Origin of the sequence: Sphingomonas jinjuensis, assembly GCF_014197105.1 — a bacterium.
GTDB lineage: Bacteria > Pseudomonadota > Alphaproteobacteria > Sphingomonadales > Sphingomonadaceae > Sphingomonas > Sphingomonas jinjuensis.
Window position 1 is genome coordinate 1 of record NZ_JACIEV010000016.1, and the last position, 12,563, is coordinate 12,563.

14 protein-coding genes are annotated in these 12,563 nt (G+C 67.0%); 8 read left to right on the forward strand and 6 right to left on the reverse strand.

Annotated elements, in window-relative coordinates:
• Positions 1-155: 155 nt before the first annotated feature.
• Positions 156-1,589: an IS1182 family transposase gene (locus GGQ80_RS17380; RefSeq protein ID WP_183987229.1), complete on the reverse strand. Its 1,434-nt coding sequence runs from the start codon at positions 1,587-1,589 to the stop codon at positions 156-158.
• Between the two features lie 119 nt (positions 1,590-1,708).
• On the opposite strand from GGQ80_RS17380, the gene GGQ80_RS17385 reads away from it, so the two are divergent.
• On the forward strand, positions 1,709-2,173 hold the full coding sequence (locus GGQ80_RS17385; protein ID WP_183987231.1) for a hypothetical protein: 465 nt from the start codon (positions 1,709-1,711) through the stop codon (positions 2,171-2,173).
• A 149-nt stretch (positions 2,174-2,322) separates the two neighbouring features.
• Entirely contained in the window at positions 2,323-2,844 is a 522-nt protein-coding gene (locus tag GGQ80_RS17390; RefSeq protein WP_183987232.1) for a hypothetical protein, read from the forward strand.
• A gap of 194 nt (positions 2,845-3,038) precedes the next feature.
• Here the strand turns inward: GGQ80_RS17390 and rpsI are convergent, their stop codons facing one another.
• The 3 genes from rpsI to GGQ80_RS17405 form a co-directional block, all read right to left on the reverse strand.
• Positions 3,039-3,587 (reverse strand): 30S ribosomal protein S9, encoded by a 549-nt coding sequence (rpsI, locus tag GGQ80_RS17395; RefSeq protein WP_183987234.1) that lies wholly within the window; start codon positions 3,585-3,587, stop codon positions 3,039-3,041.
• Entirely contained in the window at positions 3,587-4,066 is a 480-nt protein-coding gene (gene rplM / locus GGQ80_RS17400) for a 50S ribosomal protein L13 (RefSeq protein ID WP_183987236.1), read from the reverse strand. The genes rpsI and rplM overlap by 1 nt, the downstream gene beginning before the upstream one ends.
• A 113-nt stretch (positions 4,067-4,179) precedes the next feature.
• Positions 4,180-5,223 (reverse strand): COX15/CtaA family protein, encoded by a 1,044-nt coding sequence (locus tag GGQ80_RS17405; RefSeq protein WP_183987238.1) that lies wholly within the window; start codon positions 5,221-5,223, stop codon positions 4,180-4,182.
• On the opposite strand from GGQ80_RS17405, the gene GGQ80_RS17410 reads away from it, so the two are divergent.
• The 4 genes from GGQ80_RS17410 to dxs all read left to right on the forward strand — a co-directional run bounded on the left by GGQ80_RS17410 (position 5,222) and on the right by dxs (position 8,752).
• Positions 5,222-5,779 (forward strand): STAS/SEC14 domain-containing protein, encoded by a 558-nt coding sequence (locus GGQ80_RS17410; protein ID WP_246347184.1) that lies wholly within the window; start codon positions 5,222-5,224, stop codon positions 5,777-5,779. The two genes, GGQ80_RS17405 and GGQ80_RS17410, sit on opposite strands and share 2 nt — an antisense overlap.
• 95 nt (positions 5,780-5,874) lie before the next feature.
• Positions 5,875-6,255 carry a MerC domain-containing protein gene (locus tag GGQ80_RS17415; protein WP_183987240.1) on the forward strand — a complete coding sequence of 127 codons (381 nt, stop codon included), beginning with the start codon at positions 5,875-5,877 and terminating at the stop codon, positions 6,253-6,255.
• A gap of 40 nt (positions 6,256-6,295) precedes the next feature.
• Positions 6,296-6,775 (forward strand): Fur family transcriptional regulator, encoded by a 480-nt coding sequence (locus GGQ80_RS17420; RefSeq protein WP_183987242.1) that lies wholly within the window; start codon positions 6,296-6,298, stop codon positions 6,773-6,775.
• A gap of 51 nt (positions 6,776-6,826) precedes the next feature.
• Positions 6,827-8,752, forward strand: a complete 1,926-nt coding sequence (dxs, locus tag GGQ80_RS17425) for a 1-deoxy-D-xylulose-5-phosphate synthase (protein WP_183987244.1) — start codon at positions 6,827-6,829, stop codon at positions 8,750-8,752.
• Between the two features lie 46 nt (positions 8,753-8,798).
• Here dxs and GGQ80_RS17430 read toward each other — a convergent pair whose 3' ends face one another.
• Together GGQ80_RS17430 and GGQ80_RS17435 are read right to left on the reverse strand one after the other, a co-directional pair.
• A complete protein-coding gene (locus tag GGQ80_RS17430) occupies positions 8,799-9,128 on the reverse strand; it encodes a hypothetical protein (RefSeq protein ID WP_183987246.1) in 330 nt (109 codons plus the stop codon).
• Positions 9,129-9,272: 144 nt separating this feature from the next.
• Positions 9,273-10,985 (reverse strand): M1 family metallopeptidase, encoded by a 1,713-nt coding sequence (locus GGQ80_RS17435; protein WP_183987248.1) that lies wholly within the window; start codon positions 10,983-10,985, stop codon positions 9,273-9,275.
• Between the two features lie 233 nt (positions 10,986-11,218).
• On the opposite strand from GGQ80_RS17435, the gene GGQ80_RS17440 reads away from it, so the two are divergent.
• A complete protein-coding gene (locus GGQ80_RS17440; RefSeq protein ID WP_183987250.1) occupies positions 11,219-11,983 on the forward strand; it encodes a segregation and condensation protein A in 765 nt (254 codons plus the stop codon).
• A complete protein-coding gene (gene scpB, locus GGQ80_RS17445; RefSeq protein WP_183987252.1) occupies positions 11,980-12,561 on the forward strand; it encodes an SMC-Scp complex subunit ScpB in 582 nt (193 codons plus the stop codon). The genes GGQ80_RS17440 and scpB overlap by 4 nt, the downstream gene beginning before the upstream one ends.
• Positions 12,562-12,563 lie beyond the last annotated feature (2 nt).

Sequence of the window (12,563 nt, forward strand, 5' to 3'; positions counted from 1 at the left end):
TAACCTCTTCCATGGACGCCTCCTGCAGTGGTGCTTCAACACCTCCACTCTGGCACATCGATGCCGTCAGGGGGCGTCCACCCCAACGCTTCTGGTGGAGGCTGTGTGATAACGTCGCGGTGCGGCGGCGTATTGGGACGGATAGGAGCGAGCGTTCAGTCCTGCATCGCCGCAATCAGTGCCGGCACGCCGCGGAGCGCGATGGCGCGCTTGATGTTGTAGGCAAGGATGTGGAGGCTGGCCTCGGTGGCGACGTTTTGGAGCCTTCGCGTCTTGAAATGGCTCCGTCCCATCCAGTCCTTCAGCGTACCGAAGACGTGTTCGACGGTGCGTCGTCGAACGCTTATGGCGTCGGGCCAGCGGTCGAGGCGGGCCTGCATGGCCTCGACCACCTCCTCGTGCTCCCAGCGCTTGATGCGCCGCTCGACCCCGGCGGTGCAGCGCGGCTTCATGATGCAGCGTGAGCGGCAGGCGGGCGTCGCATAGCCGTGGAGGATCAACCCCTGCTCGACGGTGGCAAAGCGCCTCGTCAGCGTTTCGCCGGCCGGACAGCGGTAGGTGTCGGTCTCGGGCTGGTAGGCGAAGTCCTGCTTGCCGAACCGTCCGTCTGCCTTGGCGCCTGAGGTGAGCGGCCTCGGGCAGATCGGCACGACACCCACCTGCTCGCAGGCCAGCACCTGCGTTCCCGAGAAATAGCCGCGGTCGGCCAGCACGGTGAGCCTCGCCACCCCTGTCGCATCGCGCGCAGCCTCGCCCATGCCCGCCAGCGACGTGCGGTCATGGCCAAGGTTGATGACCTCGTGCGCCACGACGATGTGGGTGTCGGCATCCACCGCCGCCTGAAGGTTGTAGCCGACCAGCCCGGTGCCGCCGCCGGCCGATGCCATCGCCCGCGCATCCGGGTCGGTCAGCGAGATCTGCCGGTCGGGCGACGCCGTCACGGCCTCTTCCATCGTTTCCAGATCGCGCATCTGCCGCCGCAGCGCGTCGAGCCGCGTCGTCAGCCGCACCGTGCGCAGTTCGGCTCCCTCACCCTCCTGGCGATCCGCGGTGTCGAGCATGCCGAGGTAGCGCCGGATGCTGTCATCCACCTGCTCCTTGCGGCGCTGGATCGTGGCGGGCGTGAAGTTGCGGTCACGTGCGTTCACCGCGCGCAGGCGGCTGCCGTCCACCGCCACCGTGCCGCCCGCGATGAGCCCCAGGTTGCGACACACCAGCACGAACCGCCGACACGCTGCCTGGATCGCCGCGCCATGGTCGCGCCGGAAGTCGGCGATGGTCTTGAAGTCGGGCACGAGCTTGCCCGTCAGCCACATGCACTCGACGTTGCGCCCCGCCTCGCGCTCCAGCCGACGGCTCGACTGCACCTGGTTGAGATAACCGTAGATGTAGAGCTTCAACATCGTCGCGGGATGGTAGCCGGGCCGGCCTGTCACCGCAGCCCCAGCAAAGCCCAGCTCGCCCAAGTCAAGTTCGTCAACGAACATGTCGACCACCCGAACTGGGCTGTCCTCGCCCACGTAATCGTCGATGCAGTCCGGCAGCAGCAGCCGTTGACGCCGATCGCAGCCCTCGATGAAACGGCTCATTCCGGCGCCTCCATCAATGAGGAGAAGCTACCACATCAGCGCGTTTCCACACAGCCTCGGTGGAAAACGGACGTTCCGCCGTTGCACCTGTGGCATCGCGGAGGCAATGAGTGAGGGCGATGAAAGCCGAACCGGATCAATGGAAACACCTGCCTTTCAGCAGCGTCAGCCCCGTTCCCTACTCACGCGTCTTCAGCGGCATGGAGTACGAGCGTTTAGCGCAGGGGCTGATTCCGCAAGCTATGGAGGATAAATGCTTCATGTATTTGGAAGACTTTCAGTTAAAGTTTTATCATAGCTGGACCGGGCAAGCTGTCTATCAAGTAAACCTCCGCGAGGTTGATGATAACTATCGCGTCGATAGCGCCCTCTGCTCGGATGAGGTCCTTGAGCGGAGCGACAGTGAATACCAAGCGACACTCCTGGATTTTCTCATCAGCAATCTTCTACTCAGCGAGCATAAGCCGTTTCCGCGTCCGGTGAAGATAAACGAGAAAATGCCCGGCGCCTATCAGCATGCGATCTCCGGGACTGGTTACCGCGAAACGATCTCCGCTTGCAAACCGTGGTGGCGGTTCTGGTAACCTCGTCCGCTATTGGGGCGAAACCGGACATTGCTGCTCCCGGCAGTTCCGGCGGTTTCGCGGAGGCAGCCGACGGCGCATGGCTTCTCTGCGGACTCCCGGCGGTACGAACGTTGAAGCATGGACGGCCAGAGCTTAGGGCCGACAGGATGTTTGTCCGCAACTTAGCATTCATCATCCTCGTGATGCTTCCCTGCCCACTTGCGGCTCAGGACAAACCGCCTCCTCCTGCGACGCCCTATCCACCCCCGCCGCCGCCTGTTGCGGAGACTGAGGTCGTCAAATCCGCGCTCAGTCGCTTGTTGGATTGCTTCGCGCCGGGGACGACTAACGCCCGCGACGCAGCGGTGAGGGCCAGCGAGGCCTTGCAATCGGTGGCTGGAACACAGGAATGGTTGGAAGCTCGCGAGATCGTCGGAGCCTATGTCGAGCAGCGGCGGGTTCAACGTCGCTGCATTTCGGATGTGACGACGCTTCGGGAGCAGATTCCGTTCACCGAGCAAGACGATCGAGCCATTCGATATAGCCTGCAAATCTATGGTTACGAGTGGCTGCGGGGTGCCGAGGTCGAGGCGGCCATCCTTCGTCGATTGGCTGGGCTGGCAGCCGACACGGAGAACGAGGTGGAGATGTTGTTTTTCCCGCCCACTGCACCTTGCGACTGTCGGTGACCGGCGTGGCGGTCTGACCGCACACCCGACCGCGCCCAGCGCCAAAACAAAACCCCGGCGGGACGGGACCGGCCGGGGTTTCGCGAACTGATCGGTAATGAGAGCGCCACGCCGTCGGCCATCGCCGGCCGTGCCGGCACGGTTGGCCGTCGTGGCGAGTCCCTGGATTGCTGGAGCAATCCAGGGATATCCGCTTAGCGCTTCGAGAACTGGAAGCTGCGACGCGCCTTGGCGCGGCCGTACTTCTTGCGCTCGACGGCGCGGCTGTCGCGGGTCAGGAAGCCGGCGGCCTTGACGGGGGTGCGCAGCACCGGCTCGTACTTGGTCAGCGCCTGGCTGATGCCGTGCTTGACCGCGCCGGCCTGGCCCGACAGGCCACCGCCCTTGACGGTGCAGACGACATCATACTGGCCCTCGCGCTCGGCGATGCCGAACACCTGGTTGATGACGAGGCGCAGCGACGGACGCGCGAAATAGACTTCCTGGTCACGACCGTTGATCGTGATCTTGCCGGTGCCGGGCTTCAGCCACACGCGGGCGACGGCGTCCTTGCGGCGGCCGGTCGCATAGGCGCGGCCATAGGCGTCGAGTTCCTGCTCGCGCAGCGGCGCGCGCTGGACCGGCGTTTCGGCCTCACCCGAGAGATACGCCTCGGCCGAGGTGTCGGCGGTGTTCTGGGCGGCATCGCGCTGCTGGTTGAGCGCAGCACCGAGGTCGGCGAGGGACTGGCGGTTGTCGGACATTATGCGCCCACCTTGTTCTTGCGGTTCATGCTCGCGATGTCGAGCACCTCGGGGTTCTGGGCCTCGTGCGGATGCTCGCTACCGGCGAAGATGCGCAGGTTGCGCATCTGCTGGCGGCCGAGCGGGCCGCGCGGGATCATGCGCTCGACGGCCTTTTCCAGCACGCGCTCCGGGAAGCGACCCTCGAGCACCTTGGCGGCGGTGACGCCCTTGATGCCGCCGGCATAGCCGGTGTGCCGGTAATAGACCTTGCTCGCGGCCTTGCTGCCGGTGAAGCGGATCTTGTCGGCGTTGATGACGACGACGTTGTCGCCGCAATCGACGTGCGGGGTGAAGCTGGTCTTGTGCTTACCGCGCAGGACGTTGGCGATGATCGTCGCGGCACGGCCGACGACGAGGTCGGTGGCGTCGACGATGTGCCACTTCTTCTCCACCTCGTGCGGCTTGGCCGCCTTGGTGGTCTTCATGAGCGCCTTCATGGCGTAGACCTTTCGAAACGAGCAGCGCCGCCCCAGACGGAGCGGCGCGAACGGCGGCCTAATGACCGAAAAGCCGTTTCAGGTCAAGAAAGCCGCGGCTCTCCTGACGGGTATCATAATACCCGCGGCTGCCGCCCGACCGCATGGGCGGCGACGATCGTGCTGATCAGCAGCAGCGCGGCATTCGCCTGGTGCGCGACGGCGACGTCGATCAGGACGCCGGTCATCAGCGTGGCGACGCCCAGGAAGATTTGCAGCGTGACGAGTCCGACGACCCAGAAGCCCGCGCGCGAACCGGCGCGCGTTGCGCGGACCGACAGCCAGCACAGCGCGATCGCGGCGGCGAACGCCCACCAGCGGTGGATGAACTGGACGACGACGGGGTTGTCGACCGCGTTGGTCCAGCCCGGCGACAGCATCGGCACGCCGGCCGGGAAGAAGCTGTCGCCCATCAGCGGCCAGCTGGCGAAGGCATAGCCGGCGTCGAGCCCGGCGGTGAAGGCGCCGAACATGATCTGGATGCCAAGCATCCCGATCGCCACCACGCCGACCAGCGGCATGCGCGCCGGCCGGGTGCCCGACAGCGCATCGAGCGCCAGCAGGTCGAGCGCGGTCCAGACGATCCCGCCGAGCAGCGTCAGCGCGGTCATCAGGTGGATGGCGAGGCGGACGTGACTGACGTCGGTCCGGTCGACTAGGCCCGATGCCACCATCCACCAGCCGATTGCGCCCTGCATCCCGCCGAGCGCGAGGATGGCGACGAGGCGCCAGCCATAGCCCGCCGGAATGCGCCGCTTCACCGCGAACCAGATCAGCGGCACCGCGAAGGCGAGGCCGATGATCCGCCCGAGCAGGCGGTGGAGATATTCCCAGAAGAAGATCGCCTTGAAACCGCCGAGCGTCATGTCGCGGTTGAACGCCTGATATTCGGGGATGCGCTGGTAATTGGCGAATTCCGCCCGCCACTGCGCGTCGGTCAGCGGCGGGATGGTGCCGCTGATCGGTTTCCATTGCGTGATCGACAGGCCTGATTCGGTCAGTCGGGTGATGCCGCCGACGACGACCATGGCGACGATGAGTGCGGCGACGATCAGAAGCCAACGGGCGACGGCGCGCGGGCGCGCGGGCGACAGGAAGGCAGCGCTGGGCTGAAGCATGGCAGCGCCTTACGCCTGTTCCGCACCGCCTGCCAGCGGCGTGTGTGCCGTTCTTCACGACGCTTTAATCGATTCGAGCCATCCCTGGCCCGCCGCGATCCGCACGGGACGCATCGCCGCACGCATCATGGGGTGGCGGATGTTCAGTGTGGTCGTGGATATGGAGCATGGCTGTTTCGAAACCGCGATCCATGGTTTCTGGACGCTGGAGACGATCGACGACTTCCGCCGCGCGGTGACGGAGGCCGGCGCACGCATCGAGCGCGTGACCGGCCGGCCGCCGGTCAGCCTGTGCGACTATACCAATGCGTCGATCCAGAGCCAGGAGGTGATCGCTGCCTTCGCCAAGATGGTGGAGCATCCGATTGTCCGGTCGCGCCGCGTCGCGATGTACACCGGCGGCGTCATGGCGAAGATGCAGGCGCAGCGGGCGACCCGCGATCGATCCGAGTTCCGCTTCTTCTCCGATCTGAATGAGGCGCGCGCGTGGCTCTATGCGGATGACGACGCGGCGGATCGCGCCCAGGTCGCGCCGATGATGGCTATCGGTCGCTAAGCCACGACATAGCGGCGCGGCGTCGGGCGAAATATGCCGGCATCGTCGATGTGATGTTGTAACCTTCGGTGGATGTGATTACATCGCGCGGACCGATGCACGCTACGACTCGCCCCAACTGGTTCTATGGCCTCGATCGCCTGGCGATCGGGTTGTCGGGGCTGTGCGTGGTCCACTGTATCGCGACGTCGGTGCTGCTGGCGTTGATGTCGACGGTCGGTGGCCTGCTGGTCGATCCGATTTTTCACGAGATCGGCCTGGTCCTGGCCATCCTGCTCGGCGCCGTCGCGCTGGGGCGCGGCGTGATCGAGCACGGCTATGCCATGCCGGCGTCGATGGGCGCCTTCGGCCTCGGCATCATGGCGGGGGCGATGACGTTGCCGCACGATGGCGGTGGCGGCGAGGCGTTGTGGACGGTGATCGGCGTCGGCCTGCTGGCGTTCGGCCACGACCTGAACCGCCGCGCGACTGCCTGATCCGCTTGCCGCGAAGCCTGCGGCCACTTACGTTCCGGCCATGGCCCATGCCCACCACCATCACGAGCCCCAGGGCGACGACCTGACCGCCAGTGCGCGGGGCGCGCTGGAGAAATCGGGCGAACAATGGACCCAGATGCGCGCCAGCGTCTTCGAGGCGCTGGCCGGGTTCGACAAGCCGGCGTCGGCCTATGACATCGCCGATGCGGTGTCGAAGCGAGAGGGGCGGCGGGTCGCGGCGAACAGCGTCTATCGCATCCTCGACCTGTTCGTCGGCGCGAACCTCGCCCGCCGGGTCGAAAGCGCGAACGCCTATGTCGCCAACGCCCACCCCGATTGCCTGCACGATTGCATCTTCCTGGTGTGCGACTCCTGCGGCCAGATCGTCCATATCGACGACGACGCGCTGACCGGCGGCGTCCGCAACGCCGCGAAGAAGGCGGGCTTCGCGCCCGAGCGGCCGGTGATCGAGGTGCGGGGCAAGTGCGCGAAGTGTGAGGATTCCGCGCAGGCGGGTTGAGGCAGGTTGGTTACAATCGACACCGCTCGCGGAGCGCGGTAAGCGGGTCGGATGAGTGATTTGCCCGAGACTCCGCTGCTTGATCGCGTTCAGACCCCGGCCGACCTTCGCCAGCTGGCGCCGGACCAGCTGCGCCAGCTGGCCGACGAGCTGCGGGCCGAGACGATCAGCGCGGTCGGCACCACCGGCGGGCACCTGGGATCGGGACTCGGCGTCGTCGAGCTGACGACCGCGATCCACTACGTCTTCGACACGCCGCGCGACCGGCTGGTGTGGGACGTCGGCCATCAATGCTATCCGCATAAGATCCTGACCGGGCGCCGCGACCGCATCCGCACGCTGCGCCAGGGCGGTGGCCTGTCGGGCTTCACCAAGCGGTCGGAAAGCGAATACGACCCGTTCGGCGCGGCGCATTCGTCGACCTCGATCTCGGCGGCGCTCGGCTTTGCGATCGCCAACAAGCTGGCGAACAGGCCGGGCAAGGGCATCGCGGTGATCGGCGACGGCGCGATGTCGGCGGGCATGGCCTATGAGGCGATGAACAATGCCGAACAGGCCGGCAACCGGCTGGTCGTCATCCTCAACGACAACGACATGTCGATCGCGCCGCCGGTCGGCGGGCTGTCGGCGTATCTATCGCGGATCGTATCGAGCCGCGGTTTCCTGGGTCTGCGCGAGCAGCTGAAGCGGCTCGCCAAGAAGCTGCCGCGGCCGATCCAGCAGGCGGCGCGCAAGACCGACGAGTTCGCGCGCGGCATGACGATGGGCGGCACGCTGTTCGAGGAGCTTGGCTTCTATTACGTCGGGCCGATCGACGGGCATAACCTCGACCACCTGATCCCGGTGCTCGAGAACGTCCGCGACGCGGAAGAAGGGCCGATCCTGGTCCATGTCGTCACCACCAAGGGCAAGGGCTATGCCCCGGCCGAGGCGGCGGCGGATAAGTATCACGGTGTCCAGAAATTCGACGTCATCACCGGTACCCAGGCGAAGGCGCCGCCGGGGCCGCCGCAATATCAGAACGTCTTCGGCGAACAGCTGGTCAAGGAAGCCGATCGCGATTCGACGATCTGCGCGATCACCGCGGCGATGCCGTCGGGCACCGGCCTCGACAAGTTCGCCAAGGGGCATCCCGATCGCTTCTTCGACGTCGGCATCGCCGAGCAGCACGCGGTGACCTTCGCCGCTGGCCTGGCCGCGCAGGGGATGCGGCCGTTCTGCGCGATCTACTCGACCTTCCTGCAGCGCGCCTATGACCAGGTCGTCCACGACGTCGCGATCCAGAATTTGCCGGTCCGCTTCGCGATCGATCGCGCCGGGCTGGTCGGCGCCGATGGCGCGACTCACGCGGGCAGCTTCGACGTCACCTATCTCGCGACCCTGCCCAACTTCGTCGTGATGGCGGCGGCGGACGAGGCGGAACTCGTCCATATGACGCACACCGCGGCGCTCCACGACACCGGGCCGATCGCGATCCGCTATCCGCGCGGCAACGGCACCGGCGTGGCGCTGCCCGAGACGGCGGAGCGGCTGGAGATCGGCAAGGGCCGGCTGGTGCGCGAAGGCAAGACCGTGGCGATCCTGTCGCTCGGCACCCGGCTGGAGGAAGCACTGAAGGCGGCCGACCAGCTCGAGGCGAAGGGGCTGTCGACGACGGTCGCCGACCTGCGCTTCGCCAAGCCGCTCGACGAGGCGATGATCCGCAAGCTGCTGACGACGCACGAGGTCGCGGTGACGGTAGAGGAGAATGCGGTCGGCGGCTTCGGCGCGCACGTTCTGACGATGGCGTCGGACGAGGGGCTGATCGACGGCGGGCTGAAGCTGCGCACGATGCGGCTGCCCGATCGCTTCCAGGACCAGGACTCGCCGGCGAAGCAATATGCCGAGGCGAAGCTGGATGCCGCGGCGATCGTCGACACCATCCTGTCGGCGCTGCGCCACAACAGCAGCGGCGTGGAGCAGGGCGCGCGGGCGTAACGCGGACGATGCTGCGCTATCCCGAGACGCGGCGCCGTCTCGGGCGTCAGGCTGCGGCCAGTTCGGTGCCGGTCAGCCACGCGAGCGCTTCGCCGCGGTCTGCGAAGATCCGATAGTCGGGCGCGGCGCTGCGCAGCTGGGATGTCAGCAGCGCGGTGCGGGTCAGTATGGCGTTGCGGGCCGAGCCGATGATATTGTCGGCGACGACGGTGGCGAGTCCGGCGACGACCGGCTGCGGCTGGACCGGAAAATCGAGTAAGTCGTAGAGGCCGAGCCTCGTTTCGTGTCCGCCGACGGGATGCCGCGCGAGCAGCGATGCAAGCGCTTGCTGACAGCGAAAGCACGGGTCGGCGGTCCACAGGCCACTCAGCGTCACGGAAGCGACATGGCTTCGCCTAGTCGCGAGAAGGTTAGGCAGCGGTTACGATGAGCGGCGGCCGGGGCGACTGTTTCGTGTAGGCGGCCAGGCATCGGCCCGGCCGCCTGCCGGAACCTCGGCAGCCGGCCGGCCGCGCCCGCGCTATTTCGCGGTCGTCTTCGCCTGCGCCGCCCGCCAGGCTTGGAAGGCGTCGACGGTATCGGACTGCATCAGGATGCGGCTCATCGGGTCGATGACGACATGCGCGCCGGCGGGGACGTCGAGCGACGCGGTGCCGCCGGTCATCGGCAGCTTGTGGACGACGTCGTCGACCTGGACCTCGACCGGCAGCGGGAAGGGCTTGTCGCCCGGCGCGTCCCAGCGCAGCGTCAACTTGTCGTCGCTCCGCTTCTCGATCAGCTTGGGCAATGCAGCCTGGTAGAGGTAAACGTCGAAGAACCAGCCATAATCCTTGCCCGTCACCTGCTTCACATAGGCGATGAATTCGGGCGTAGTGCGGAAGACGGGGGTGAAATTGCCGGGTGCCGGATCGACGCGGCCGTAGACGGTGAGCTTCAGCACCTGCGAGAAGGCGGCGTCGCCGATCGTGTTGCGCAGCGTGTGGAGGATCCAGGCGCCCTTCGAATAGATGTCGCCGCCGCGACCGGGCGCCTTTTCGTAGACGTCCTCGGCGGTCTGCGGCTTGCCGGTGACGAGTGCGGACTTGTTCTGGATGCCCGGGCGGCTGGCCAGCATCATCGCGGTGTAGCGGCCCTCGCCCTCGCGCCAGCGGCCGTAGAGCGGCTGCATATAGGCGGTGAAGCCCTCGTGCAGCCAGAAGTCGTCCCAGTTGGGCGCGGTCATCTGGTTGGCGAACCATTCGTGGCCGAATTCATGCTGGAACAGCCAGTCGAACCCCTCGGGCGCCTTGGCATAGCCGTTGCCGTAGGCGTTGATCGTCTGGTGCTCCATGCCCTTGTGCGGGGTTTCCACGACGCCGAGCTTCTCGTCCGCCCAGGGATAGGGGCCGACGACATGCTCGTAGAAATCGAGCGTCGGCGCGAATTCGGCGAACAGCTCCTCGGCCTGCGCCTTCTCGCCGGGCAGATACCAGTAATTCATCGGCACGCTGTTGCCGTAGAGGCGGCTCTTGTACGTGCCGCTGACCTCCTCGTACGGCCCGACGTTGAGCGCGATGCCGTAGAGGTTGGGGTTTTTCACCTCCCAGTTCCAGGTCGAGCGGCCGTCGGGCAGCCGGTCGACGCCGAGCAGCTTGCCGTTCGACGGCGCCGACAGGCCGGCGGGGACGGTGATGTGGAGCGCGACCTTCTGCGGCTCGTAGGTCGGATAGTCGATGCACGGCCAGATCAGGTCGCAACCTTCCATCTGCACCGCCGTCGCGACCCAGGGCTGGCCGGCCGGGGTCTTCGACCAGACGAAGCCGCCGTCCCAGGGCGCACGCACCGCGGTGTGCGGACGGCCGCCATAGACGATCTTGACCGTCAGCTCGGTGCCGGCGGGCACGCGTTTGGCGAGCTTCAGCGTCGCGCGGCCTTCGGGGTTGCTCCAGCCGACGTCGACGCCGTTCACCTGGCTCATCGTTACGGTGTAGTTCTTGTCGAGATCGATCACGACGCGATCGGTGCGCTCGAGCGTGGTGAAGACCAGCGTCGCGTTGCCGTTTATGACCTCGCGCGCCGGATCGACCTCGATCGCCAGATCGGCGCGGTCGAACTTCAGCTTCTTCTGCGCAGGGTCGAGCGGGCCGCCCGACATCGACGTCTGCGGGGTGATCGGCGGCTGCCCCTTCTCGGCGGCCTGGCCGGCGCTCGCAAGGCTCAGCAGGGCGGCGGCAAGCGGCAGGCGAGGGAGCATCGGTAGTCCTTGCGATCGTGAAGCGAACGGGGTGTGTCGCATCCTTGGGTGGGGGAGGACAAGTGTATACGATGTTGGTATTGGTGTTGGACGTAGCGGGGCACTCAGCCTCCCAAGCCCGTCATGCTGAGCTTGTCTCAGCATCTCCCGGCAAGGAAGGACTACGCCAACCACGAGATGCTGAGACGAGCTCAGCATGACGATTGTGGATACGGGCCGATCGACGAGGGTGGATGACGCGCCCGCCAATCCCGCCTAGCATCGCCACCGTGTCCGATCATGCCGACCAGCTGACGCTCGATCTCGACGGGTGGGAGGGGCCGCTCGACCTGCTCCTGTCGATGGCGCGGTCGCAGAAGGTCGATCTGCGCGCGATCTCGATCCTGGCGCTGGTCGAGCAATATCTGGTCTATGTCGAGCGCGCGCGGCGGCTGAAGCTGGAGCTGGCCGCCGACTATCTCGTGATGGCGGCGTGGCTTGCCTACCTCAAATCGTCGCTGCTGCTGCCGCGCGAGGAGCAGGAGGAGCCCGACCCCGACGATCTCGCGCTGCGGCTGCAACTGCGGCTCGAGCGGCTCGATGCGATGCGCGAGGCGGGCGCGCGGCTGATGGCGCGCGACCGGCTGGGCCGCGACACCTTCACTCGCGGCGCGCCCGAAGGCCTGCGCGTGATCCGCCAGTCGGCGTGGCAGGCGGAGCTGTACGACCTGATCGCCGCCTATGGCCGGGTCAGCGCGCGGACGCGGCCGGTGATGCACGTCGTCGCCGACCGCGAGGTGATGACGCTGGAGGCGGCGCTGGCGCGCGTATCGGAGCTGATCGGGCTGGAGCTCGACTGGACCGCGATCGATCGCTTCCTGCCGCCCGGCTCGGGGCGGTTGCGGCGGTCGGCGCTGGCCTCGTCGTTCCTGGCGGCGCTCGAGCTCGCCAAGCAGGGCCGCGTCGAGCTTCGCCAGCAGGCGCCGTTCGCGCCGCTCTATCTGAAGGCGGCGTCGTGACCCCGCCCGACGACCGCGTCCGCGCGATCGAGGCGGTGTTGTTCGCGGCGACCGAGCCGCTGACGCTCGACACGATCCGCGCCCATGTCGCGGGCACCCCCAACGAGGTGCGCGAGTGCCTCGACCGGCTGGCCGCCGACTATGCCGGGCGTGGCATCAACCTGGTCCGCCGCGGCGACCGCTGGCTGTTCCAGACCGCCGCCGACCTCGCGCACCTGCTGCGCCGCCAGCGCGAGGAGCCGCGACGGCTGAGCCGGGCGGGGATCGAGACGCTGGCGATCATCGCCTATCACGAGCCCGTCACCCGCGCCGAGATCGAGGCGATCCGCGGCGTCGTGATTTCCAAGGGCACGATCGACGTGCTGATGGAGGCGGGCTGGGTCCGCCCCGCCGGGCGCCGCGAGGCGCCGGGGCGGCCGCTGACCTATGCGACCACCCCGGGGTTCCTGGCGCATTTCGGGCTGGAGAGCCGCCGCGACCTGCCCGGCATCGACGATCTGCGCGCTACCGGACTGCTCGACCCCGTCGATCTCGCGATCGAGGCATTGGAGGTGGAAAAGACCGGCGAGGGCGACTAGAT